20 protein-coding genes are annotated in these 24,477 nt (G+C 67.5%); 8 read left to right on the top strand and 12 right to left on the bottom strand.

Annotated features, from left to right (window positions below; translation table 11 throughout):
* Positions 1-3: 3 nt before the first annotated feature.
* The 3 genes from G6N47_RS06145 to G6N47_RS06135 are packed head-to-tail and all read right to left on the bottom strand — an operon-like array spanning position 4 to position 5,824.
* Positions 4-1,449 (bottom strand): lipase maturation factor family protein, encoded by a 1,446-nt coding sequence (locus G6N47_RS06145; RefSeq protein ID WP_083131754.1) that lies wholly within the window; start codon positions 1,447-1,449, stop codon positions 4-6.
* Between the two features lie 39 nt (positions 1,450-1,488).
* The gene (locus G6N47_RS06140; protein ID WP_083131830.1) at positions 1,489-5,634 is read right to left on the bottom strand and encodes an alpha-(1->3)-arabinofuranosyltransferase; all 4,146 of its coding nucleotides are present in this window, start codon (positions 5,632-5,634) and stop codon (positions 1,489-1,491) included.
* 16 nt (positions 5,635-5,650) lie between these two features.
* Complete coding sequence (locus G6N47_RS06135) at positions 5,651-5,824, bottom strand: DUF2613 domain-containing protein (protein ID WP_065013670.1); 174 nt, start codon at positions 5,822-5,824, stop codon at positions 5,651-5,653.
* Positions 5,825-5,937: 113 nt separating this feature from the next.
* Between G6N47_RS06135 and G6N47_RS06130 the strand changes: the two genes are divergently transcribed.
* Together G6N47_RS06130 and G6N47_RS06125 are read left to right on the top strand one after the other, a co-directional pair.
* Complete coding sequence (locus tag G6N47_RS06130) at positions 5,938-7,071, top strand: glycoside hydrolase family 3 N-terminal domain-containing protein (protein WP_083131755.1); 1,134 nt, start codon at positions 5,938-5,940, stop codon at positions 7,069-7,071.
* Positions 7,072-7,129: 58 nt separating this feature from the next.
* Entirely contained in the window at positions 7,130-7,741 is a 612-nt protein-coding gene (locus G6N47_RS06125) for a TetR/AcrR family transcriptional regulator (RefSeq protein ID WP_083131756.1), read from the top strand.
* A gap of 87 nt (positions 7,742-7,828) precedes the next feature.
* Here G6N47_RS06125 and G6N47_RS06120 read toward each other — a convergent pair whose 3' ends face one another.
* Both G6N47_RS06120 and G6N47_RS06115 read right to left on the bottom strand, forming a co-directional pair.
* The gene (locus G6N47_RS06120; protein WP_083131757.1) at positions 7,829-8,671 is read right to left on the bottom strand and encodes a MaoC/PaaZ C-terminal domain-containing protein; all 843 of its coding nucleotides are present in this window, start codon (positions 8,669-8,671) and stop codon (positions 7,829-7,831) included.
* A gap of 3 nt (positions 8,672-8,674) precedes the next feature.
* Positions 8,675-10,039 (bottom strand): 3-oxoacyl-ACP reductase, encoded by a 1,365-nt coding sequence (locus tag G6N47_RS06115; RefSeq protein WP_083131758.1) that lies wholly within the window; start codon positions 10,037-10,039, stop codon positions 8,675-8,677.
* A gap of 130 nt (positions 10,040-10,169) precedes the next feature.
* Here G6N47_RS06115 and G6N47_RS06110 point away from each other — a divergent pair, with 130 nt between their 5' ends.
* Positions 10,170-11,501, top strand: a complete 1,332-nt coding sequence (locus G6N47_RS06110; protein ID WP_083131759.1) for an acetyl-CoA C-acetyltransferase — start codon at positions 10,170-10,172, stop codon at positions 11,499-11,501.
* A 212-nt stretch (positions 11,502-11,713) separates the two neighbouring features.
* A complete protein-coding gene (locus G6N47_RS06105) occupies positions 11,714-12,628 on the top strand; it encodes a TIGR03564 family F420-dependent LLM class oxidoreductase (RefSeq protein ID WP_083131760.1) in 915 nt (304 codons plus the stop codon).
* Positions 12,629-12,679: 51 nt separating this feature from the next.
* On the opposite strand, the gene G6N47_RS06100 is transcribed toward G6N47_RS06105, so the two are convergent.
* Positions 12,680-14,515: an acyl-CoA dehydrogenase gene (locus G6N47_RS06100; RefSeq protein WP_083131761.1), complete on the bottom strand. Its 1,836-nt coding sequence runs from the start codon at positions 14,513-14,515 to the stop codon at positions 12,680-12,682.
* Between the two features lie 190 nt (positions 14,516-14,705).
* Between G6N47_RS06100 and G6N47_RS06095 the strand changes: the two genes are divergently transcribed.
* Both G6N47_RS06095 and G6N47_RS06090 read left to right on the top strand, forming a co-directional pair.
* Positions 14,706-15,695: an isopenicillin N synthase family dioxygenase gene (locus G6N47_RS06095; RefSeq protein ID WP_083131762.1), complete on the top strand. Its 990-nt coding sequence runs from the start codon at positions 14,706-14,708 to the stop codon at positions 15,693-15,695.
* A 31-nt stretch (positions 15,696-15,726) separates the two neighbouring features.
* A complete protein-coding gene (locus G6N47_RS06090; protein ID WP_083131763.1) occupies positions 15,727-16,215 on the top strand; it encodes a flavin reductase family protein in 489 nt (162 codons plus the stop codon).
* 9 nt (positions 16,216-16,224) lie between these two features.
* Here G6N47_RS06090 and G6N47_RS29150 read toward each other — a convergent pair whose 3' ends face one another.
* The 5 genes from G6N47_RS29150 to G6N47_RS06070 all read right to left on the bottom strand — a co-directional run bounded on the left by G6N47_RS29150 (position 16,225) and on the right by G6N47_RS06070 (position 20,305).
* Positions 16,225-16,386: a hypothetical protein gene (locus tag G6N47_RS29150; RefSeq protein WP_169717262.1), complete on the bottom strand. Its 162-nt coding sequence runs from the start codon at positions 16,384-16,386 to the stop codon at positions 16,225-16,227.
* 43 nt (positions 16,387-16,429) lie between these two features.
* On the bottom strand, positions 16,430-17,176 hold the full coding sequence (locus tag G6N47_RS06085) for a succinate dehydrogenase/fumarate reductase iron-sulfur subunit (RefSeq protein ID WP_045374135.1): 747 nt from the start codon (positions 17,174-17,176) through the stop codon (positions 16,430-16,432).
* Complete coding sequence (locus G6N47_RS06080) at positions 17,177-19,093, bottom strand: fumarate reductase/succinate dehydrogenase flavoprotein subunit (protein ID WP_083131764.1); 1,917 nt, start codon at positions 19,091-19,093, stop codon at positions 17,177-17,179. It abuts the gene before it with no gap.
* Between the two features lie 18 nt (positions 19,094-19,111).
* Entirely contained in the window at positions 19,112-19,933 is an 822-nt protein-coding gene (locus tag G6N47_RS06075; protein WP_083131765.1) for a hypothetical protein, read from the bottom strand.
* Positions 19,934-20,008: 75 nt separating this feature from the next.
* Positions 20,009-20,305, bottom strand: coding sequence for a hypothetical protein (locus G6N47_RS06070; protein ID WP_083131831.1), 297 nt, complete (start codon positions 20,303-20,305; stop codon positions 20,009-20,011).
* 113 nt (positions 20,306-20,418) lie between these two features.
* On the opposite strand from G6N47_RS06070, the gene G6N47_RS06065 reads away from it, so the two are divergent.
* Complete coding sequence (locus tag G6N47_RS06065; protein ID WP_083131766.1) at positions 20,419-21,180, top strand: isocitrate lyase/PEP mutase family protein; 762 nt, start codon at positions 20,419-20,421, stop codon at positions 21,178-21,180.
* Between the two features lie 60 nt (positions 21,181-21,240).
* Here G6N47_RS06065 and G6N47_RS06060 read toward each other — a convergent pair whose 3' ends face one another.
* Positions 21,241-21,678: an Hsp20/alpha crystallin family protein gene (locus G6N47_RS06060; protein ID WP_083131767.1), complete on the bottom strand. Its 438-nt coding sequence runs from the start codon at positions 21,676-21,678 to the stop codon at positions 21,241-21,243.
* A gap of 203 nt (positions 21,679-21,881) precedes the next feature.
* Between G6N47_RS06060 and nirB the strand changes: the two genes are divergently transcribed.
* Positions 21,882-24,455 (top strand): nitrite reductase large subunit NirB, encoded by a 2,574-nt coding sequence (gene nirB / locus G6N47_RS06055; RefSeq protein WP_083131768.1) that lies wholly within the window; start codon positions 21,882-21,884, stop codon positions 24,453-24,455.
* Positions 24,456-24,477 lie beyond the last annotated feature (22 nt).

Raw genomic sequence — 24,477 nt, 5'->3', positions numbered from 1 at the left:
GCGCTACGCGGTAGCCCGATGCACTTTCTCCAGCGCAACCGGCGGAACGTAGGTTCCTTCGAGCGTGCGATGCCACCACGCCCTTTCCCGTACCAACTCGCGCGCCGTGGTGAACCGATAACGGTAGAGCTGGGCGCGCACAAACGTCGGCGGTGAATCCGGGAAAGGATTGCGCCGCAGCAGCCGTAGCGTCGGCGGGTCGTTCTGCAGCAGCCGCACGAGAAGCCCCCGCAGCCAGGGATACGCGTAGTGCGGGGAGATCGCCGCGAACCACATCAGCCAATCCAGCCGCAGGTGATAGGGCGCCCACTGCCGCGGCAGCCGGCGCACCGAACCCGGCTTGCCTTTGAATTCGTATTCCTTCCATACCGTCTGCTCGGTGATCGTCGGCTCGTCGGTCCCCTCGATCACCACCTCCCGGCGCACGCGTCCGATGCTGCCGAACGCCCCGTAGGTGTTGATCAAATGAAATGGGTTGAACGACATGTTCATTCGCTGCCGCCGCGAGATCATGTTGCGCACCGGCCAATAGCTCAAAAATACCGACACCGCCGCGAAGACGATCACCAACACCGCGAACCAGAGCGGCGTCGCCGGCCATCCTGCGTGCTCACGCACCGGTAGCACCGTGGCCCACGACGAGTCGTCGATCACGCTGCAACCCAACAGGATCGTCAGCCAGTTGAGCCAGGCGAAATTGCCGGAGGCCACCAGCCACAGCTGGGTGATGACGACAATCGCGCCCGCGACGCTCGCCACCGGCTGCGGCGCGAACAACGCGAACGGCACGACGAGCTGCGCGAAATGGTTGCCCGCCACCTCGACGCGGTGCAGCGGCTTGGGCAGGTGATGGAAGAACCAGCTCAACGGCCCCGGCATCGGCTGGGTCTCGTGGTGGTAGTACAGGCAGGTCAGGTTGCGCCAGCATCGATCGCCGCGCAGCTTGATCAGGCCCGCGCCGAACTCGAGCCGGAACAGCAGCAACCGGGCCAGCCACATCGCCAGCAGCGGCGGAGCCACCCGGTCGTTGCCGAGGAAGATCGCCAGGAAGCCGGTCTCGCACAGCAGCGACTCCCAGCCGAAGGAATACCAAGTCTGCCCGACGTTGACGATCGACAGATAGAGCACCCACAACACCAGCCACATCAGCATCGCCGCCCAGAGCGGCACCAGGCCGGTCACACCCGCGACGATCGCCGCAGACAGCGCTGCACCGAACCAGGCGACGGCGGCGAAAAGCCGGTCGGAGTAGCGGCAATGGAAGATGCTCGGCAGTTCCCGGAACGTCACTCGAGCCAGGAACTGTGGCACCGGCAGCATCCCGTGCTCGCCGATCAGCGCGCGAAACTGCCGGGCGGCCGCGATAAACGCGATCAGGTAGACGGCTGCGATACCGCGCTCCAGTATCAGCCTGCCCAGCCAATATTCGGGTCCGCTGAACCATCCCATGCCCGCAGCTCCTCGGACGGTGGACTTCTATTGTCCCGCTTACCCCGGTTCGCGTGGTCGCAATACCACCACCGACGCGATTAATGCGGCCAGTGAAACCAGCGCCAGCAGTTGCACGACGGCCGAATGCCCGGCATAGCCGTCCACCGATCGCCACGGATGCCGTGACAACAAGGCGCCGGCCAGAATCAGGCCTGCTGCGCTCAACCCGACCGTCAAGCGGTGCTGCGGCCGCAGCCATTGCACGCCGAGGAAGGCGCCGAATACCACGACGCCGGCAGCGCCGGCGATCACTGCGCCCGCCGCCAAGACCGCAACGGCCGCCCACCGGCCGGGTGCCCATGGCCGCGCCGGTGGGTCATCGGGTGGTCTACGGCGACCGCGCCACAACGCCATCAACGCCAGCAGCGGTAGCAGAGCCAGGCCGCCGGCCAGTCCGATCCGATAGGCCGAGTTGGGTGCGAAGGTCAACGTGATGGTGCCGGAGGTTCCGGCGGGCACGACCCAGCCCTGCTGCCAGCCGTTGACGACGACGGGGTCCAGGCGAATACCAGTGCCGGTACGCGCCACCCACCCGCGATTGACGCTTTCTGGCACCACCAGCACCCGCGCAGCCGTCGCCCGGGCTACCCGAACCTCGCGACGGGCCGGGCCCCACAACGCGATCTGGGCGGGACTCGTTGCGGCACTGGCTGATTCGGTGCTGCTGGTCAACTGGGCGCCGTCGACGACGAACTGCTCGCCTGGGCTGATCAGCAACTCCTGCTGACCGGCCGGCAGCGCGATCGGTTCACGCTCACACGGCTGGGCCGCCACCGGCTCGCCGTCGAGCAGCGCGCCCACCGTGGCCGTGATCGCCGTGTGCACGAACCGCCCAGCGATCGCGATGACGGGTCCGCTGCTGCAGTCGACGCTGACCTCACGCGAGCGGTTGCGGGCGGCGTCGGCGGGCGCGATTGGTTTGCCGTCGCTGCCGAGCACCGCGATCTCGGCCAGGCCCGGTGGCTTGAGCTGGTCGAAGCCCAACGCCGTGCGGTCGATGACGTCGGCCCAGTCGAGCAGGCTGACCCTGACAGTGTCCGTGACCCGCGGTTTCAGCGGCACGCTCTGCGGGGCGCCGTCGCCGGATTTCAGTTCGCGGGTCTGAGGGCCGTCGCCCAGGTCGACGGCGACCATCGTCGGATGTGTGGGCACTGCCGAACCGCTCGGGGTGAGCCGTAATCCGGTCACCTCGGTAGGTCGGGGCAGCGCGACGGTCAGCGTTGGCGGCGTCTTGTGCTGCACCACACGCTGCGGCGCTGTCCACGCGGTCGCCGGATCGCCGTCGGTCGCCGCATACGCCGAGCCCAAGACGTCGACCAGGTCGGAGTCGCCGCGCGCGCGGGCGGTGTCCGGCGCCGCAATCAGGTCGGCCAGCTTCGGGCCCTGCCGGGCCCGCACCCACACCGTCGGCGTCACCGACACGGGGCCCGGCACGCTCAGCGTGCGACTGAACGTGGCCGGGGTTTCCGGGGTGAGCGCCATCGACGCCGCGCAGCGCACGTCGTCGGGACCGCGGGCGCAGCCCGGCCGGCCGAGCATCTCCGAGCCCAGATCCCAACCCGCTACCGTGGCGCCGGCAGGCGGCGCCGGAACCCGCACGGTGTGCCGCAAGTCGATCGGGTGGGCGAAGCCGGACGCGTCGTACTGGGTGACCGACAAGTCGGTGATGCCGAACTGCACCCCGGCGGACCCGTCGTCGGTGCCGATCGCGGTGACCCGCACCCACGGCGTTTCGCCGTAGGGCAGCGCGGCACTGAGTGGCTTGCCGGCCTCGTCGAATCTCAGCGTGGTGGTGCCGTTGACGGTTTCGATCTGAATCTTGCGGACCTGCGCCCCGACGGCGGTCGCGCTGGGCGTGAGCGTGATGACGCCGTTGGTCACCGGGTGGTCGAAGTCGACTTGCAGCCATTGCCCGACGGCGGACTGCAGCCCGTTGGAGACCCACGCGGTCGCCGGGTCGCCGTCGACGGCGGCCGCGGGTGAGGCGGCCGGCGCGACGTCGGGCAACGCGGTGGCATCCGACGACGAGCTCGACACCGTCAGCCGCCCGCCGGTCCAGCCGCCGTAGACGGTTTCAGCGCCCGGGCTGGGGTAGTCGGGCACCCGGTTGAACGTGTGGCGTGCGTCGCCGGCCGCGCGGATCGCCGACGAGTGGTGGTCGACGCGGCCGTAGTCCGTCTCCCGCGCGACCGGGGTGTCAGTGACGGTTACGACAGGCACCGCCAGGCCGGCACGCTGTGCGTCCGCGGTCAGCAGCACCGGCCCCAGCGCCGGCCGACCGAGCAGGCGCCGCCGTTCGTCGAGTCGCAACAGCACCTCGGGCCCGCCGTCGACGCGGGGCAACTGGTCGAGGTCGGCGACGTAGGGTGCCGCAGGGGTGCTGCCGACCCGGTAGATCTCCACCGCGGGATACCGCGGCCGCAGGTCGCTGTCGCTGACAAACCCCGGCACCGGGCCCGGCCCGACCGGCTCGCCGAACTGCGCGACCTTCTCCAGCCGCGGCGAGCCGGCGATGGCGCGGTGCACCAGAATCGGGCGGGCCGAGCGCGAGGTGTCGGGATCCAAGTCGTTGCGCAGCACGACATACGAAATGCCTTGCCGCACAAGCGTATCCGCCAAGCCCGCAGATGGCGTGCCGGCGGCGAGCAGCCGCTGCACCGAGTCCAGCGCGCGGATGGTCTGCGGCGGGGTCAGCGGAATCGAATCGCGCACTCCCCACGAGCTTTCGCCCAGCACCTGCAGCGGTTCGTCGTGGCTGGTGCCCCACACCTGGGTGGCGAACGGCGCGCCGGGAACCACCAGCACCCGACCGCCGGTGTCGTGCTGGTCGAGCCAGTCGGCGGCGTCGTGCCAATACTGAGGTATCGCGCGGAACGCGCCGGGTGGGGTGAGCCGACCGGTCCACGCGAGCGACGTGCTGACCATCAACGCGATCACCACGACGATCCCGACCGCGACGCGTCTGTCACGCTCCGGGTGGTCGAAGGCGCGGAGCCACACCGGCGCCGGCGCGCTGCCCGGCAACGGCACGCGGCTCAGCAGCTGCGCCAAACCCAGCACCAGCGGGATACGGATCAGCGACTCGAGCTTGTGGACGTTGCGCAGCGGCGCCCCGCCGGCGTCCAGGAATGCCTGCACCTGATGCGCGACGGGTGAGCCGAGGCCGCCGGAGTAGCCCGCCGCGATCAGCACCACCCCCGCCAGCAGCATGGTCACCAGCCGACCGCGTGCGGGCATGCCGGTCATCGCGAGGCCGGCCAGCCCGGCCGCGGCGACCAGGCTGGTGGCCAGGATGGCCACGGTGCCGGTGACCAGCGGCGCACCCGCGGTGGCGGTGGGGGCCACGAACGGTGTCCAGCTGTCGGTGCCGCGCAGCACCTCCACCAGCGACGACCATTGCGTCGTCACGCCGGAGGACTCGATGAAGTCCAGAAACGGCGGGCTGATCCGGGCCATCAGAACCAGCGCCACGAGCCACCACGTCATCGCGAGCGTCAGTGCCAGCAGCCACCAGGCGGTGTAGCGCCACCACACCCGGTTCGGCCGATGACAGGCCCACCAGATCACCGCCGGCAGGCAGCCCGCCAGCGTCGCGATCGCGTTGACCGCGCCCATCAGCGCCACCGCCAGACCGGCCTGTCCGGCCAGCCGTCGCGCCGAACCCTCGCCCCGCAACGCCAGGATCGTCGGCAACAACACCCACGGCGCCAGCATGATCGGCAAGGTTTCCGACGAGATCGACCCGAGCGTGGTCAGCACCCGCGGCGACAGCGCAAACGCCGCGGCCGCAATCACCCGGGACGTCGGGCTTCCGACGCCCAGCGCCTCCGCGACCCGCAGCAGCCCCCAAAAGCCGACGGTGAGCAGCAGCGCCCACCACAGCCGTTGGGTCACCCAGCCGGGCAAGCCCAGCAGATGGCCGGCCAGAAAGAAGGTGCCGTGCGGAAACAGGTAGCCGTACGCCTGGTTCTGCGCCTGCCCGAACGGCAGCTCGCTGTTCCACAGGTTGGTCGCGCGGGCCAGGAACCGCAGCGGGTTGGCGGTGAGGTCCAGTTTGGTGTCGGGGGAGATCTGCCCGGGCGACTGGGCGAAGCTCAAGGCCAGCGCGACCGCCCCGACCACCCACAACCAGCGTCGCGACAGCGACACTCCGCTCCGGCTAGGTGCGGTTGCCGTACTCAACCCGATTGAGCACCGACGACTGCGGATCGCCGCCCGGCAGTGGTGGCTTGGTGTCTTGCTGCACCATCAGGGTGATCCCGAAGATCGCGGCGGCCCCTAGCAGCAGACCGACCACAATGCTGGCTGCGGCGGGCGCAACGAACCGGTTCATCGGGTGCTCCTCAACGGGCGGGACTTAGTCGCCAAACCTAGCAGAGCCATCGCATGCGGCTGAGGCGTCGGCGCGCGCGACCGACGGCTCCGTGTCCATGACAACATTGCCGGATGGCCTTTTCACGCGTTCTGGCGGTGCTTGCCACGGTGTCGGCACTGATTGCCGCATGCGGCCACCACACCAAACCATCGGCAGCACCGTCGACTCCGGCCGCCGCTCACCAGCCTGCCTGTGGGGACCCGACGGCCGGCCTGTCTGCCCGCGACAAGCTGGCTCAGCTGCTGATGGTGGGGGTGCGCAACGCCGCCGACGCCAAGGCAGTGGTCAGCGACCACCACGTCGGAGGCATCTTCATCGGGAGCTGGACGGACCTGTCGATGCTGACCGACGGCTCGCTGGGCGGCATTACCGGCGCGGCCGGGCCGCTGCCGCTGGCGATCAGCGTCGACGAGGAGGGCGGCCGGGTGTCGCGGCTGTCGTCGCTGATCGGCACGTCGCCGTCGGCGCGGGTGCTGGCGCAGACGCATACCCCCGACGACGTCTACGCGATAGCGCTGGAGCGCGGCCACAAGATGCGTGGGCTGGGCGTCACCATCGACTTCGCTCCCGTCGTCGACGTCACCGAGGCCGCGGACGACACCGTGATCGGTGACCGCTCGTTCGGCTCGGATCCGGCGGTGGTCACCGACTACGCCGGCGCGTACGCCCGCGGGCTACGCGACGCCGGACTGCTGCCGGTGCTCAAACATTTCCCCGGCCACGGGCACGGCTCGGGCGACTCGCACACCGGCGGGGTGACAACTCCGCCGCTGGATCGGTTGCAGAACGACGACCTGGTGCCGTACCGCAAGCTCGTCAGCGCATCCCCGGTCGGGGTGATGATCGGCCACCTGCAGGTTCCGGGCCTGACCAGTGACCAGCCGGCCAGCTTGAGCCCGGCCGCCGTGCAGCTGCTGCGCGCCGGAAGCGGCTACGGCGGACCCCCCTTCGACGGACCGGTGTTCAGCGACGACCTGTCCAGCATGGCCGCGATCAACGAACGCTACGGCGTGCCCGACGCGGCCTTGCGGGCCCTGCAGGCCGGCAGCGACGTCGCGCTGTGGGTCACCACCGACGAGGTGCCCGCCGTGCTGGACCGGCTGGAGAAGGCGTTAGCCGCCGGCGAGTTGGCCCAGCCGGCCGTCGACGCCTCGCTGCATCGGATCGCGGCGATGAAGAAGTCGTCGCCCGGATGCGGCAGGTAGAGCGCAGGTATTGCTTACCCTGGAGTCAGATAACCCGGTTGCACGTGAAGGACAGCTCATGGCAGGTGGTACCAAGCGGTTACCGCGTGCTGTCCGCGAGCAGCAGATGCTCGACGCCGCCGTGCAGATGTTCTCGGTCAACGGCTACCACGAGACCTCGATGGACGCCATCGCCGCCAAGGCCGAGATCTCCAAACCGATGCTGTACCTCTACTACGGCTCCAAGGAGGAACTGTTCGGCGCCTGCCTGGACCGCGAACTGTCCCGGTTCATCGACGGCGTGCGTGAGGACATCGACCTCGAGCAAAGCCCGAAAGACTTGCTGCGCAACACGATTGTGTCGTTCCTGCGCTACATCGACGCCAACCGGGCGTCGTGGATCGTGATGTACACCCAGGCCACCAGCTCGCAAGCGTTCGCGCACACCGTGCGCGAGGGCCGGGACCGCATCATTGCACTGGTGGCCCGCTTGCTGCAGGCGGGCACCCGAAACCCCGAGCCGGGCACCGACTTCGAGATGATGGCCGTGGCGCTGGTCGGGGCCGGCGAGGCGATCGCCACCAGGCTCAGCACCGGCGACACCGACGTCGACGAGGCGGCCGAGCTGATGATCAACCTGTTCTGGCGCGGCCTGAAAGGTGTGCCGTCCGAAATCCCCACCGGCACCTAGTCCCGGCATCGATTGCCGCGACACTTAAACCTCTGCGACGACACGCCGAGCGGAATCGCAGACATTTAAGTCTCGCTAATTGCCTTTCTACAGCGGGCGCAGCGTGCCGGTCAGGTACGGATAGCCCTTGGCAATGTTGCGCAGGCTCAGATCCCAGCCGTTGTCGACCTGGTCGACGTAAAGCCCCGCGCTGCCGGGCAGCACCAGCGGCTTGCCGAAGCGCACCGAGTAGCTCACCCTGTCGGGCAGCTTGCCCTCCAAGTTCACCAATACTGCTGCCGCACTGAACATTCCGTGGGCGATAACGGTCGGAAAGCCGAACAGCTTGGCGCCGATCGGGTTGGTGTGGATCGGGTTGTGGTCGCCGCTGACCGAAGCATACTTGCGGATCTGGCCGGGGGTGACCCGCAGGATGGCGGTGGGCGGAGGCAATTTCGGTTGTTTCTGCGGCGGCGGCTTGGGCTCGTCGGACAGGCTGGTGCGCTGCTGATGCAGGAAGGTCGTCACCTGATGCCACGCCGTGTCGTTGCCGACGGTGACGTCGGTAACCAAGTCGACCAGCAAACCCTTGCGGTGCTCCCGAAGGTTTTCGGCGTGGACCGCGATGTTGACTGCGTCGGTCACCGCGATCGGCCGGTACTGGGTGATGTGGTTTTCGATGTGTACGGATCCCATTGCGGCGAACGGGAAGTCGAACCCGGTCACCAGCGACATCATCGTCGGGAAGGTCAGCGCGAACGGGTAGGTCAGTGGCACGTTGTCGCCGTAGCGCAGTCCGGTGACCGCCGCGTAGGCGGCCACGTTCGCGCGGTCGATGGCCACGTCCTTCACAGTCAGCGTGCGGCTGGGCAACTGGTCGCCGCGCGGTACCAGCGGCAACGCCCCGGCCGCTGCGCGCACCAGGTTCTTCAGACCACTTGGCTGCGTCATCGGCTATGCCCCCATCATGGCTTGGCCACACACCCGAATCACGTTGCCGGTCACGGCGTTTGACGCCGGGCTGGCGAAGTAGGCGATTGTCTCGGCCACGTCGACGGGCTGACCGCCCTGGAACAGCGAGTTCAGCCGACGGCCCACCTCGCGGGTGGCCAGCGGGATCGCCGCGGTCATCTGCGTTTCGATGAATCCCGGTGCGACGGCGTTGATCGTGATGCCCTTACCCGCGAGCTCCGGAGCCAGCGCCTGGGTCAGACCGATCATGCCCGCTTTGGTGGCGGCGTAGTTGGTCTGGCCGCGGTTGCCGGCGATCCCTGCCATCGACGACAGTCCGATCACGCGGCCTCCTCCGCCGATGCTGCCGTTGCCGACCAGCCCCTCGGTAAGACGAAGTGGGGCAAGCAAATTGACGGCGAGCACCGCATCCCAGCGGCCCTCGTCCATGTTGACCAGCAGCTTGTCGCGGGTGATGCCGGCGTTGTTGACCAGGATGTCGGCCCGGCCGTTGTGGTGGTCGCGCAGGTGCTCGGTGATCTTGTCGACGGCGTCGGCCGCGGTGACGTCGAGCGTCAGCGCCGTGCCGCCGACCTTGCTGGCGGTCTTCTCCAGCGCCTCGGCGGCGGCCTCGACGTCGATCGCCACCACCCGGGCGCCGTCCCGGGAAAACACCTCGGCGATGGTCGCGCCGATGCCGCGGGCGGCGCCGGTCACGATGGCGATCTTGCCGTCCAGTGGCCGGTCCCAGTCGGCCGGCGGGGTGGAGTCCTCGGCGCCGACGTAGAACACCTGGCCGTCCACGTAGGCCGACTTGCCGGACAGGATGAACCGCATCGTCGACTCCAGGCCGGTCGCCGCCGGTTTGGCATCGGGGGCCAGGTACACCAGCTGCGCCGTGGCGCCCCGCCGCAGCTCCTTGGCCAGCGACCGGGTGAACCCTTCCAGTGCGCGCTGCGCTATTCGCTCGTCGGTGCTGCCAGCCGCCTCAGGGGTGGTGCCCACCACCACCACTCGGCCAGAGGGTGCGACGTTGCGCAGCAGCGGGGGGAAGAACTCGTGGAGCGCTTTCAACCCGGCCGGAGCGGTGATACCGGTGGCGTCGAAAACGAGCCCACCGAACGAATCGGCCCATCGGCCGCCGAGGTTGGCGCCCACCACGTCGTAGTCTGGCTCCAGTGCGGCGCGCAGCGGTTCGGTGACTCGGCCCTCGCCGCCGATAAGCAGCGAGCCCGCCAGGGGCGGCTCGCCGACCCGGTAGCGGCGCAGCGGCTCCGGTTGCGGAATGCCGAGCTGCTTCGCCAGAAACGACCCGGGGCCGGAGTTGACGACCTGGGAGAATAGATCCGATGAAAGCTTGGGGGCCACTGATGTTGCCTTCCGTGTTCGAGCGTGCCGTCTATCGACAACCGTATCGAAGACCGAACTTACTCCAGAGTAAGAACAGTGGGTAGTATGGCCCTCAACCGCGAGTAACCCTCAACTGACGGAGATAAGCGTGGCCCCTGAAAATTCTTCTGCACGTTCCACGACCCGGCGGCGCGTCGCCGTGCTGGGCGGCAACCGCATCCCGTTTGCGCGGTCCGACCGTGCCTACGCCGAAGCGTCCAACCAGGACATGTTCACCGCGGCGCTGGGCGGCCTGGTCGACCGGTTCGGTCTGGCCGGTGAGCGGCTGGGCGCGGTGATCGGCGGCGCCGTGCTCAAGCACAGCCGCGACTTCAACCTGATGCGCGAGTGCGTGCTCGGGTCGAAGTTGTCGTCCTACACGCCGGCGTTCGACATCCAGCAGGCCTGCGGGACGGGCCTGCAGGCCGCGATCGCCGCGGCCGACGGCATCGCCGCCGGCCGCTACGAGGCCGCCGCCGCCGGCGGGGTGGACACCACCTCCGACGCGCCGATCGGCTTCGGCGACGACCTGCGCCGCACGCTGCTGGGACTGCGGCGAGCCAAGACCAACGTCGAGCGGTTGAAGCTGGTGGGCAAGCTGCCCGCCAGCCTCGGGGTGGAGATCCCCGTGAACAGCGAGCCCCGCACCGGGCTGTCGATGGGCGAGCACCAGGCGATCACCACCAAACAGATGGGCATCACCCGGGTCGCCCAGGACGAGCTGGCCGCCGCCAGCCACCAGAACATGGCTGCGGCGTACGACCGCGGTTTCTTCGACGACCTGGTCACGCCGTTCCTGGGCCTCTACCGCGACGACAACCTGCGGCCCGACGCGTCGGTGGAGAAGCTGGCCAAGCTCAAGCCGGTGTTCGGGGTCAAAGCCGGTGACGCCACGATGACCGCCGGCAATTCGACGCCGCTGACCGATGGCGCTTCGGTGGCGTTGCTGGCCAGCGAAGAGTGGGCGGCCGAGCATTCGCTGACCCCGTTGGCTTACTTCGTCGACGCCGAGACCGCGGCGGTGGATTATGTCAGCGGCGCCGACGGCCTGCTGATGGCGCCGACGTATGCGGTGCCGCGGCTGCTGGCCCGAAACGGGTTGAGCCTGCAGGACTTTGACTTCTACGAGATCCATGAGGCGTTCGCCTCGGTGGTGCTGGCACACCTGCAGGCGTGGGAGTCCGAGGAGTACTGCAAGGAGCGGCTGGGGTTGGACGCCGCGCTGGGGCCGATCGATCGGTCCAAGCTGAACGTCAACGGCTCGTCGCTGGCCGCGGGCCACCCGTTCGCCGCCACCGGTGGGCGGATTCTGGCGCAGACCGCCAAGCAGTTGGCCGAAAAGAAAGCAGAGCAGAAGGGGTCCGGCGACACGCCACTGCGCGCGCTGATTTCGATCTGTGCGGCAGGCGGCCAAGGCGTGGCCGCTATCCTCGAAGCCTGAGCCGCTACCCAGCGGGAACGGCGGAAAATTTTCGCCGAAAAAGTTTGGTAACGCGACGACAGGGCTATCCGATAGACCGGATAGCTCCGTGTTGTCGTCCGACCCCCGACCCGATGGCAGCGCGGGGCATCCCTGGATTTAGGGGCCGCCGCTGAAAAGAGGGGATCCAGCGGCGGCCCCTTTTTGTCCGTCTGAGGCGGTTACGATGAGCCGTGCAGATCAGCATCCTGGGATCGTTGAGCGACACCGACGGCCGCTCTCCCGTTGACGCGACCGTGGAGAACCTCGCCAGCTTGCGCGACGAGGGCTTCCGTCGAGTCTGGATGACCCAGATGCCTTACGAGCCGGATCTGCTCACCGTGCTGGCCGTGGCGCTGCGTGAAGTCGACCGCATCGAGGTCGGTACCGGTGTGATACCGATCCAGAACCAGCACCCGATGCTGCTGGCGCAGCGCGCGTTGACACTGAGCTTGATCAGCGGCGGCCGCTTCATCCTCGGTTTGGGTATGACGCACCAGGCGGTCACCGAGGGCATGTGGGGCATCCCGTGGGACAAGCCGGTTCGGCGGTTGCGCGAATACCTCGACGGCCTGCAGCCGTTGCTGGCGGGGGAGAAGGCCGACGCGGTCGGCGAAACCGTGACTACCCGTGGCGCGCTGCAGATTCCGGGCGCTACGGCGCCCGACGTGTACATCGCGGCATTGGGCCGGCAACTGTTACGGCTGGCGGGCCGGCGCACCGCAGGCACGGTGACCTGGATGACCGGCCCCAAGACCCTGGCCGAGCACATCGGTCCGACGCTGCGGGAGGCCGCGGCCGAAGCCGGGCGCTCAGTGCGGGTGGTCGCCGCGCTACCGGTCAGCGTCACCGACGACGTCGCCGCCGCGCGGGCACACGCCGCCGAGCAGTTCGCGATGTACGGGCAGCTGCCGTCGTATCGCGCCATGCTCGACAGAGAGGGCTTCGCCGGGCCGGAGGACGCCGTGATCATCGGCGACGAGGCGTCGGTCGGCGAGCGGCTGGACGGCTTGCGCGCCGCCGGTGTCGACGAGTTCGTCGGCGTCGTGTTCGACCGCTCCGCCGAGGTTCGCGCCCGCACCCGCGCCCTATTGCGCCAACAGTCGTAAAGGTCCCCGACACGCTGTGCGTGCGGGGACCTTTACGTCGTGTCGGCAGGCTTAGAAGGCTGCCTCGTCAAGCTCCATGACGTCGTTGTCGAGGTTCTCCAGAACCGTGCGGGTGCTGGTCAGCAGCGGCAGGAAGTTCTTCGCGAAGAACGACGCAACCGCGATCTTGCCCTCGTAGAACGCCCGGTCGGCGTCGCTGGCGCCAGCGTCCAGCGCCTCGACCGCCACGGCGGCCTGACGCTGCAGCAGCCAGCCGATCACCAGGTCGCCGACGGCCATCAGGAAGCGCACCGAACCCAGGCCCACCTTGTAGACGCTGGAGATGTCCTCCTGGGCCGCCATCAGGTAGCCGGTCAGCGACGCCGCCATCGCCTGCACGTCGGCCAGGGCGGTGGCCAGCAGGGCCCGCTCGGCCTTCAGCCGGCCGTTGCCGGACTCGTTCTTGACGAACTCCTCGATCTGGCTCGACACGTGGGCCAGCGCCACACCCTTGTCGCGGACGATCTTGCGGAAGAAGAAGTCCTGCGCCTGGATGGCCGTAGTGCCCTCATACAGCGAGTCGATCTTCGAGTCACGGATGTACTGCTCAATCGGGTAGTCCTGCAAAAAGCCCGATCCACCGAGTGTCTGTAGGCTTTCGGTGAGCTTGGCGTAGGCCTGCTCGGAGCCCACACCCTTGACCACCGGCAGCATCAGGTCGTTGACCTTGACCGCCAGCTCGGCGTCCACACCGTGCACCGCCTTGGCGACCTCGGCGTCCTGGTAGGTCGCGGTGTAGAGGTACAGCGCCCGCAAACCCTCGGCGTAAGCCTTCTGGGTCATCAGCGACCGGCGCACGTCGGGGTGGTGAGTGATGGTCACCCGCGGCGCGGTCTTGTCGGTCATCTGCGTCATGTCGGCGCCCTGCACGCGCTCCTTGGCGTAGTCCAGCGCGTTGAGGTAGCCGGTGGACAGCGTGGCGATTGCCTTGGTGCCGACCATCATTCGGGCCTGCTCGATGACTTCGAACATCTGCGCGATGCCGTTGTGCACCTCGCCGACCAGCCAGCCCTTGGCCGGTACGCCGTGCTGACCGAAGGACAGCTCACAGGTGGCGGAGACCTTCAGGCCCATCTTGTGCTCGACGTTGGTCACGAACACACCGTTGCGCTCGCCCAGCTCGCCCGTCTCGGGGTCGAAGTGGAACTTCGGCACGAAGAACAGGGACAGGCCCTTGGTGCCGGGGCCGGCCCCCTCCGGGCGCGCCAGCACCAGGTGGAAGATGTTTTCGAACAGGTCGCCGGAGTCCGCGGAGGTGATGAACCGCTTGACACCGTCGATGTGCCAGGAGCCGTCGTCCTGCTGGACGGCCTTGGTGCGGGCGGCACCCACATCCGAGCCGGCGTCCGGCTCGGTGAGCACCATCGTCGAACCCCAACCACGCTCGGCGGCCAGCACGGCCCACTTCTTCTGCTCCTCGGTACCCAGGTGGTAGAGGATGTTGGCGAAGCCTGCGCCGCCGCCGTACATCCACACCGCCGGGTTGGCGCCCAGGAGGTGCTCGTGCAGCGCCCACACCAACGCCCGGGGCGCGGGCATGCCACCGAGAGCCTCGTCGATGCCCACCTTGTCCCAACCGCCGTCGAGAACCGCGCGGACGGATTGCTTGAAGGACTCGGGCAGCGTCACCGCGTGCGTCTCCGGGTCGAAGGTCGGCGGGTTGCGGTCACCCTCAACGAACGACTCGGCAACCGGGCCCTCGGCCAGTCGGCTGATCTCGCCCAGCATCTCCCGCGCCGTGTCGACGTCGAGATCGCTGAAGCTGCCCTCCCCGAATGCCTTGTCCACGCCGAAGACCTCGAAAAGGTTGAATACCTGGTCGCGGACATTGCTCTTGTAGTGGCTCACGTGCTCCTCCTCGATGAGAATGCCACTGTTGGTTGGGTACTAAGGCTAAGTTACCCACCAGTAACACCGCTAAACTTAACGGGTCAGTAACTTCAACGCAAGCGAGTGTGAGCAAGATTTCAACCAACCGGTTGGGATCCGCCCGATTGCTACCCTGGCGATATCGCTGACCTGCGGCGATGATGGGCGCGTGCGACCTGTGTCAACGGTCACTGGGCTACCTGTCGTCGACCTGCGCGACCATCCCGATGCGTTGCGGCGGCGGCTGCGCGAGGTGGCGCACGAGGTCGGATTCTTCTATCTCACCGGACACGGGGTGCCCGCGCCGCTGACCCGGGCGGTGCTGGAGGCGGCGCGCCGGCTGTTCGCGCTGCCGCAGGCCGACAAGGACGCCATCGCGATGGTGCGCAGTCCACATTTCCGCGGCTACACCCGGCTGGGTGGCGAGCTGACCGGTGGCCAGGTGGACTGGCGCGAGCAGATCGACATCGGGCCGCAGCGCCCGCCCATCGGCGGCGCCGGCCAGCCCGATTACATGTGGTTGCAAGGCCCCAACCAATGGCCGGCCGGTCTGCCCGAGCTGCCCGGACTCGTCGACTCGTGGGACGCCGCGCTTTCCCGGGTGGCCCGCACCCTGCTGCGGCACTGGGCGGCCGCACTGGGCAGTCCGCCCGACGTCTTCGACGCGGCCTTCGCCGAGACGCCGGCCACGCTGATCAAGATCGTCCGGTATCCGGCGGGCGCGCCCACCTCGCAGGGCGTGGGGGCGCACCGAGACGCCGGGGTTCTCACGCTGCTGTTGGCCGAGCCCGGTAGCCAGGGGCTGCAGGTGCGCGGCCGGCACGGCGGCTGGGTCGACGTCCCCGCGCGCGAGGGCGCGTTCGTCGTCAACATCGGCGAGCTGCTGGAGCTCGCGACCGGCGGATATCTGCGCGCCACCGAACACCGGGTGAACCTGCGCGAGGCCGCGGACCGGATCTCGGTGCCGTACTTTTTCAACCCGCGGCTGGACGCGCAGCTGCCCGTCTTGTCGTTGCCGCCGGACCTGGCGGCGCGGGGCGGCATGCGCCCGGACCCGTCGGACCCGATTTTCGCGGTTTACGGGCGTAATGCCTGGAAGAGCAGGCTGCGCGCGCACCCCGACGTCGCCGAGGCGCACGGTTACTCGGTAGGGTCATGAAGCGAAAACCCGTCGATACGAATGAAGCCCGGTGAACTCACCCGACAAGCTGACACCGTCGTCACTGCGTGAAGCCTTCGGCCACTTCCCGACCGGCGTGATCGCCATCGCCGCCGAAATCAACGGCGTACGTGAAGGGCTGGCCGCCAGCACGTTCGTTCCGGTTTCGCTGGATCCGCCGCTGGTGTCGTTCTGCGTGCAGAACACGTCGACGACGTGGCCGAAGCTCAAAGATGCACCGGCACTGGGCATCAGCGTGCTCGGGGAGGCGCACGACGAGGCGGTTCGCACCCTGGCGGCCAAAACAGGGGACCGGTTCGCCGGCTTGGAAACGGTGTCCTACCGCAGCGGCGCCGTCTTCATCAAGGGCACCAGCGTGTGGCTGGAAAGCAGTGTGGACCAGTTGGTGCCGGCGGGGGACCACACCATCGTCGTGCTACAGGTCAGCGATGTCCGCGTTGACCCGAACGTGGCGCCCATCGTGTTTCACCGCAGCGTTTTCCGCCGCCTCGGTGCCTGAGCCTGACTGCTACGGGCGCTGGCTCAGCTCGTCGCGGTAGGCCTGGACGCGCTGCTCGATCTCGTCGGCCTCGTCGTGTCGCTCCTCTTTGCGCGCGAGCTCGGCACGAGTGGTCAGTTCCCGGATCGCGGTTCGAATGTCGTTGATGCTGTGGGATTGTCGGATGGCCATCCCAACGGGATACCCGAGACCGGCTCCGGGCTAACGTCGTGCGTCAGCGCCGGAACAGCTTGTTGCCCAGCCACACCACCGGGTCGTATTTGCGGTCCGCGACGCGCTCCTTCATCGGGATCAGCGCGTTGTCGGTGATCTTGATGTTTTCCGGGCAGACCTCGGTGCAGCACTTGGTGATGTTGCAATAGCCCAGGCCGTGTTCCTCCTGCGCCTGGTTGCGCCGGTCCAAGGTGTCCAGCGGATGCATCTCCAGCTCGGCGATCCGCATCAAGAAGCGCGGTCCGGCGAACGCCTTCTTGTTCTCCTCGTGATCGCGGACAACGTGGCAGACGTTTTGGCACAGGAAGCATTCGATGCATTTGCGGAATTCCTGCGAGCGCTGCACGTCGACCTGCGCCATTCGGTATTCGCCGGGCTGCAACTCCTTGGGCGGAGCGAACGACGGGATTTCGCGCGCCTTTTCGTAGTTGAACGACACGTCGGTGACCAGGTCGCGGATCACCGGGAACGTCCGCAGCGGCGTCACGGTGACGACCTCGTCCTCGGCGAACGTCGACATCCGCGTCATGCACATCAACCGGGGCCGGCCGTTGATCTCCGCCGAGCACGACCCGCACTTGCCGGCCTTGCAGTTCCACCGCACCGCCAGGTCGGGCGTTTGGGTCTGTTGCAGCCGGTGGATGACGTCGAGCACCACCTCGCCCTCGTTGACCTCGACGGTGAAGTCCTGCAGCGCGCCGCCGTCGTCGTCGCCGCGCCACACCCGCATGCTCGCGTTGTATGCCATCTAGCTTCTCCGTCCTGGGTGCTCGGCCAGCTCTTCGTCGGTGTAGTACTTCTCCAACTCGGAGATCTCGAAGAGCTCCAGCAGGTCGGGCCGCATCGGGACCTGCTCCTCGCGGGTGACGCTGATGTGGGGCAGCGTCGCGTCGTCCCCCTCGGCCCGGCAGACCAGCAACGTGTTGCGCCAGTTGGCCTCCATGGCGGGATGGTCGTCGCGGGTGTGCCCACCGCGGCTCTCGGTGCGTTCCAGGGCTGCGCGGGCCACGCACTCGCTGACCATCAGCATGTTGCGCAGGTCGATGGCCAGGTTCCAGCCGGGGTTGTACTGGCGATTGCCCTCCACCTGCATCCTGGTGAACCGGGTGCGCAACTCCTCCAGCCGCGACAGCGCCTCGGAGATCTCGTCGGCCTTGCGGATGATCCCGACCAGATCGTTCATCGTGTCCTGCAGGTCGATCTGCAGCTTGTACGGATTTTCCGCCGGCCCACCGTCTTTCGGCCCTTCGAACGGCGCCAGGGCCAGCTTGGCGGCGGCGTCGACGGACTCTTGGGAGACGGACGGACGGCTGCGCAGCGCGCGGACATAGTCGGCGGCGCCCAGGCCGGCGCGCCGGCCGAACACCAGCAGGTCCGACAGCGAGTTGCCGCCCAGCCGGTTGGAGCCGTGCATCCCGCCGGAGCACTCGCCGGCGGCGAACAGCCCGGGGACCGTCGCCGCGCCGGTGTCGGGGTCGACCTCGATGCCGCCCATGACGTAGTGGCAGGTGGGCCCTACTTCCATCGGCTCCTTGGTGATGTCGACCCCGGCCAGTTCCATGAACTGGTGATACATCGACGGCAGCCGCCGTTTGATCTCCGCGGGCGTCAGCCGGGAGGCGATGTCGAGGTAGACCCCGCCGTGCGCGCTGCCGCGGCCCGCTTTGACCTCGGAGTTGATCGCCCGGGCCACCTCGTCGCGGGGCAGCAGGTCAGGGGTGCGGCGGGCCGAGTCGTTGTCCTTGAGCCACTGGTCGGCCTCTTGTTCGGTTTCGGCGTACTGGCCCTTGAACACCGGCGGGATGTAGTCGAACATGAACCGCTTGCCCTCGGAGTTCTTGAGCACTCCGCCGTCTCCGCGTACACCCTCGGTGACCAGGATCCCCTTCACGCTGGGTGGCCAGACCATGCCGGTCGGGTGGAACTGGACGAACTCCATGTTGATCAGCGTCGCGCCGGCCCGCAGCGCCAGCGCGTGCCCGTCGCCGGTGTACTCCCAGGAGTTCGACGTCACCTTGAACGACTTGCCGATCCCGCCGGTGGCCATCACCACTGCCGGCGCTTCGAACAAGACGAACCGGCCGGACTCGCGCCAGTACCCGAACGCACCGGCGATGGCGTCCCCGTCTTTGAGGAGCTCGGTGATCGTGCACTCCGCGAACACCTTGATCCGCGCCTCGTAGTCGCCGAGTTCGGCGTAGTCCTCTTGCTGCAGCGACACGATCTTCTGCTGCATGGTGCGGATCAGCTCGAGTCCGGTGCGGTCGCCGACATGGGCAAGCCGCGCGTAGGTGTGGCCACCGAAGTTGCGCTGGCTGATCTTGCCGTCCTTGGTGCGGTCGAACAGGGCGCCGTAGGTCTCCAGTTCCCAGACCCGGTCCGGGGCCTCCTTGGCGTGCAGCTCGGCCATCCGCCAGTTGTTCAGGAACTTCCCGCCACGCATGGTGTCGCGGAAATGCACCTGCCAGTTGTCTTTCGGGTTGGCGTTGCCCATCGACGCCGCGCAGCCGCCCTCGGCCATAACCGTATGTGCCTTGCCGAAAAGGGATTTGCACACCACGGCGACCTTCAGGCCCCGTTCGCGGGCCTCGATGACCGCACGCAGCCCTGCGCCGCCGGCACCGATGACGACTACGTCGTAGGAGTGCCGTTCGACCTCAACCATGAAACCTCACTCGTCTTGTCAGCCAATGAATCTCAAGTCGGAGATGACGCCGCTGGAAACCAGCATGATGTAGCAGTCGGTCAGGATCAGGGTGCCCAATGTGATCCACGCCCACTGCATGTGCTTGGTGTTGATCACGCTGACCTGTGTCCAGAGCCAGTAGCGCACCGGATGTTTCGAGAAGTGCTTGAGCCGGCCACCGGTGACGTGGCGGCAGGAGTGGCAGGACAGGGTGTAGATCCACAGCAGGATCACGTTGCCCGTCAGGATGACGTTGCCCAGTCCGATGCCGAAGCCGCTCGGCGAGTGGAAGGCCTTGACGGCGTCATAGGTGTTGACGAGCGAGATGACGCACGCCACGTAAAAGAAGTAGCGGTGCACGTTCTGCATGATCAACGGAAGCCGGGTTTCGCCGGTGTATTTCGAATGTGGTTCTGCCACAGCGCATGCCGGCGGAGACTGCCACACCGTCCGGTAGTAAGCCTTGCGGTAGTAGTAGCAGGTCAGCCGGAAGGCCAGCAAAAACGGCAGCGAGATGAAAGCCATTGGGATAAACCAGGGCAGTTCGCCGACCCACGTGCCGAAGTGCCGGGCTCCCTCCACGCACGACGCGCTGACGCACGGTGAGTAGAACGGCGTCAGGTAGTGGTATTTCTCGACGTAATAGGCGCTGCCCCAAAAGGCCCGGATCGTCGCGTAGACGATGAAAATCGACAGACCCAGGTCTGTCCAGAAGATCGGCGCCCACCATCGGTCGGTTCGCAGGGTGCGCTGCGGCAGCTGCGCGCGGGTGGGTGAGAAAACGCCGGTGGCAGGACGGTTCGCGGTAGGTGCGCTCATCAAGTGTGATCCTCTTCGCGTGGGGCTCGTTGGAGGGTACTAAGTCACACCTGCGCACCCGAACCGCGGGGGTGGTCAGGGCCGGCTGTGCCCGCCCACGCCCTCGTCGTCGACGTCGCGCCAGAATTCGGCGTCGTATTCGGTGTCGGGGATCGGGATCTTCTCACCGGCCTGCGGGACGCTGGCGTGCGCCAACTCCAGTTCCCCGGCGTCGATGTCGAGCAGTTCGACATCGTTGAGAATCCGCTCGGCGTCGTTGACGATGCGCCGCATCGCCGGAGTGTCGCCGTAGCGCGACTTCAGCGAGGTCACACACCGCCGCAGGCCGCCGATGAGGTTGTGCAGTTCGGCGAGTTCAGTGGGGCTCGACAACGGGTCTCCTGAGCTGATGGTGTCGTGGATCACAGTACTTTCCTCGATACTATCCATCCCACACAGCGGAGGTGAGGCAGGTCACGTCCGTGCGACGGAGAGGCTGCACCGAAATGCCGGCAGGGCGCACACTCGCTGACCGGGCGGCCGCGTTGCTGGCGCTGCATCAGCCGGGTAACCCGGTGATCCTGCCGACGGTGTGGGACGCCTGGTCGGCGCGGCTGGCCACCGATGCCGGGTTCGCCGCGCTGACCGTCGGCAGCCATCCGGTCGCCGATTCCGTTGGCAAGCCCGACAACGAGGGCATGTCGTTCGACGACTTGTTGGGTCGGGTCGCGCAGATCACCGCCGCAGTGGACGTGCCGGTATCGGTGGACATCGAATCGGGTTACGGGCTGCCGGCGGCGCGGCTGATCGACGGGCTGCTCGGCGTTGGGGCAGTAGGGCTGAACATCGAAGACACCGTGCACAGCGAGGGTAAGCGACTGCGCTCAGCGAGTGAACACGCCGAACTCGTCGGCGCACTACGGGCCGCAGCCGACGCGGCGGGCGTGCACGTCGTGGTCAATGCCCGCACGGATTTGTTCCTACGCAAGGACGGCGACGAATCGGACCGCGTCGAGCGGGCGGTGGCGCGGTTGAAGGAGGCTGCGGCCGCGGGCGCCGACGTGCTCTATCCGGTGGGACGTCATGACCCGGATACGTTGCGGCGCTTGACCTCTGAGCTGCCGCTGCCGGTCAATGCGATCGCGTTGCCGGACCAGGACGATCCCGCGTCGTTTGGCCCGCTGGGCGTCGGGCGGGTCAGCTTCGGCCCGTTCCTGCAGGCCGCGCTGACGACCCGGGCCAAGGAGATCCTGGCCCGCTGGGCTTGAGCGTGAACGACACAAAATCCCCCGACATGCCGTGCATGCGGGGGATTTTGCGTCTACCGGTTACTTGCTGATCGCGATGCGCTTCGCCTGCGTACCGGCGTATGCACCGGCTACCCGGACGGTGAGCACGCCGGCGTCGTAGGAGGCCGATAGTGCGTCGCTGGTGACGTGTGCCGGCAACTGGAACGACCGGCGGAACGAGCCGTAGCGGACCTCGTGCAGCGTACGGCCGTCCTTGTCCTCGGCGTGCTCGTCACGACGCTCGCCGTGGATCACCAGCCGACCCTGGTCGAGCTCGACGTTGACGTCCTTCTCGACGTCCACCCCCGGCAGCTCCACGCGGACCACCGCGTCATCGCCGTCCTTGACGATCTCCGTGGCGGGCCGAAAACCGTTGAGCGGCTTGAACCAATCGGACGCGGCTGCGGGACCGAAGAATTCACGCATCCAGCGCTCGGTGTCCCAAGTGGGTCGCGACCACAGTGTGACGTTGCTCATGAGTTCTCCTCGTCGTGATGCGGCCGACACAGCGCCGGCCTGTCATTGGACTAAACATGAGTCGCCTACGCTTAAGTTCCACCTGGGCGTTCGCCGGGAGCGAACGCTCCCGGCCCTAGACGGAGAGATTTGCGAAACAGTCTCACAGCTGGCGGCCAAGTTCGCGAAACATATCGGCAACATCGCTTCCATAGCCTCGGGCCATGGCTTCTGCCCGAAATCGCTGTGACGACGGCCATATTCGCGATGTCGTCGTGGTCGGGCACGGCATGGTGGGCCACCGTTTCGTGGAGGCGCTGCGGGCCCGCGACACCCACGGGTTGTGGCGAATCACCGTGCTGGCCGAGGAAGCCGACGCGGCATACGACCGCGTGGGTCTCACCGGTTACACCGAGCATTGGGAACGACGGCAGCTTGCCTTGCCCGGCAACGACTACGCCGGTGACGCGCGGGTCAGGCTGCGGCTGAACTCCCGGGTCGTCGACATCGACCGGGCCGCCCGAAAGGTGGTCACGGGCAGCGGCGAGGAGTTCGGTTACGACAAGCTGGTGCTGGCGACCGGGTCGTATGCGTTTGTCCCCCCGGTTCCCGGCCACGACCTGCCCGGTTGCCACGTGTACCGCACGCTCGACGACCTCGACGCAATTCGCGCCGACGCGCAGCGCACGCTCGACGCCGGCCACACCAAGACCGCCGTGGTCGTCGGCGGTGGACTGCTGGGGCTGGAGGCTGCGAACGCGCTGCGCGGGTTCGGGCTGCAGACCCACATCGTCGAGTTGGCGCCGCGACTGATGGTCCAGCAGCTCGACGAGGCGGGCGGGGCACTGTTGGGCCGCATGATCGCCGAGCTCGGGATCTCGGTGCATCTCGACGTGAAAACCGACTGGATCGAATCGTTCGAGCACCTGGACGGGTGGCGGTCGCTGCGGGTGCACCTGTCGGACTGCGAGGCTATCGACGCCGGGTTGGTGATCTTCGCCGCCGGCGTCCGGCCACGCGACGAGCTGGCCTCCGCGGCGCGGCTGGCGATCGCCGAGCGCGGCGGCGTGCTCACCGACTTATCGTGCCGGACAAGCGATTTCAACATCTACGCGATCGGTGAGGTAGCCGCTATCGAGGGCCGCTGCTACGGCCTGGTCGGGCCGGGCTACACCTCCGCCGAGGTGGTCGCCGATCGACTGCTGGACGGCGCGGCCGAATTTCCCGAGCCCGACATGTCGACCAAGCTCAAGCTGCTCGGCGTCGACGTGGCCAGCTTCGGCGACGCGATGGGCAAGACCGAGAACTGCCTCGAGGTCGTCGTCAACGACGCGGTGAACCAGACCTACGCCAAGCTGGTGCTCTCCGACGACGCCAAGACCCTGCTCGGCGGCATCCTGGTCGGCGACGCCTCCGCCTACGGCATGCTGCGGCCCATGGTCGGCGAGGAATTGCCCGGCGACCCGCTGGCGCTGATCTCGCCAGCCCAATCCGACAGCGGCGCAGCGGCTTTGGGAGTGGGCGCACTGCCCGGCTCGGCGCAGATCTGCTCGTGTAACAACGTCACCAAGGCTGACTTGTGCGACGCCATTGCCGGCGGCTGCACCGATGTGGCGGGCCTGAAGTCCTGTACCAAGGCCGGGACGTCGTGCGGCTCCTGCGTTCCGCTGCTCAAGCAGCTGCTCGAGGCCGAGGGTGTCGAGCAGTCCAAGGCGCTCTGCGAGCACTTCAGCCAATCCCGCGCCGAGCTTTTCGAAATCATCAGCGCCACGTCGATCCGCACGTTCTCCGGCCTGCTGGAACGTTTCGGCACCGGAATGGGTTGCGACATCTGCAAACCCGTCGTCGCCTCGATCTTGGCGTCCACTGGTTCCGAGCACATCCTCGACGGCGAGCAGGCGGCCCTGCAGGACTCCAACGACCACTTCCTGGCCAACATCCAGCGCAACGGCAGCTACTCGGTGGTTCCGCGAGTTCCCGGCGGCGACATCAAACCCGAACACTTGATCCTGATCGGCCAGATCGCCCAGGACTTCGGCTTGTACACAAAGATCACCGGCGGCCAGCGCATCGACCTGTTCGGCGCGCGGGTCGACCAATTGCCTGCCATCTGGAAGCGGCTGGTCGACGCCGGCATGGAATCCGGGCACGCCTACGGAAAAGCGTTGCGGACGGTGAAAAGCTGCGTGGGCAGCGACTGGTGCCGCTACGGACAACAGGATTCGGTACAGCTGGCCATCGACCTGGAACTGCGCTACCGCGGACTGCGCGCACCCCACAAGATCAAGATGGGTGTCTCGGGCTGCGCGCGCGAGTGCGCGGAGGCGCGCGCCAAGGACGTCGGCGTGATCGCGACCGAAAAAGGCTGGAACCTCTACGTCGGCGGCAACGGCGGGATGACGCCCAAGCATGCCCAGCTGCTGGCCGGCGACCTGGACGAGGAGACGCTGGTCCGCTACATCGACCGGTTCCTGATGTTCTACATCCGCACCGCCGACCGGTTGCAGCGCACCGCGCCGTGGATCGAATCACTCGAGGGCGGTTTGGATCACGTCCGCGAAGTGGTATGCGACGACTCGCTCGGTCTCGCCGGCGAATTCGAGGCCGCGATGGAGCGCCATGTCGCGAACTACAAATGCGAATGGAAAGGCGTGCTGGAGGATCCGGACAAGTTGTCACGGTTCGTGTCCTTCGTCAACGCTCCCGACGCCGTCGACTCGACGGTGACCTTCACCGAATACAACGGGCGCAAGAGGCCCGCCCCCGTTCCCATCGGTATGCCGACGATGCCGGCGTGAAAGTGCACCACACCAAGGAGAT

Source organism: Mycobacterium branderi (assembly GCF_010728725.1).
Classification (GTDB): domain Bacteria; phylum Actinomycetota; class Actinomycetes; order Mycobacteriales; family Mycobacteriaceae; genus Mycobacterium; species Mycobacterium branderi.
Note: the sequence above shows the minus strand (reverse complement) of the source record. Positions and strands in the feature narration are given on the sequence as shown.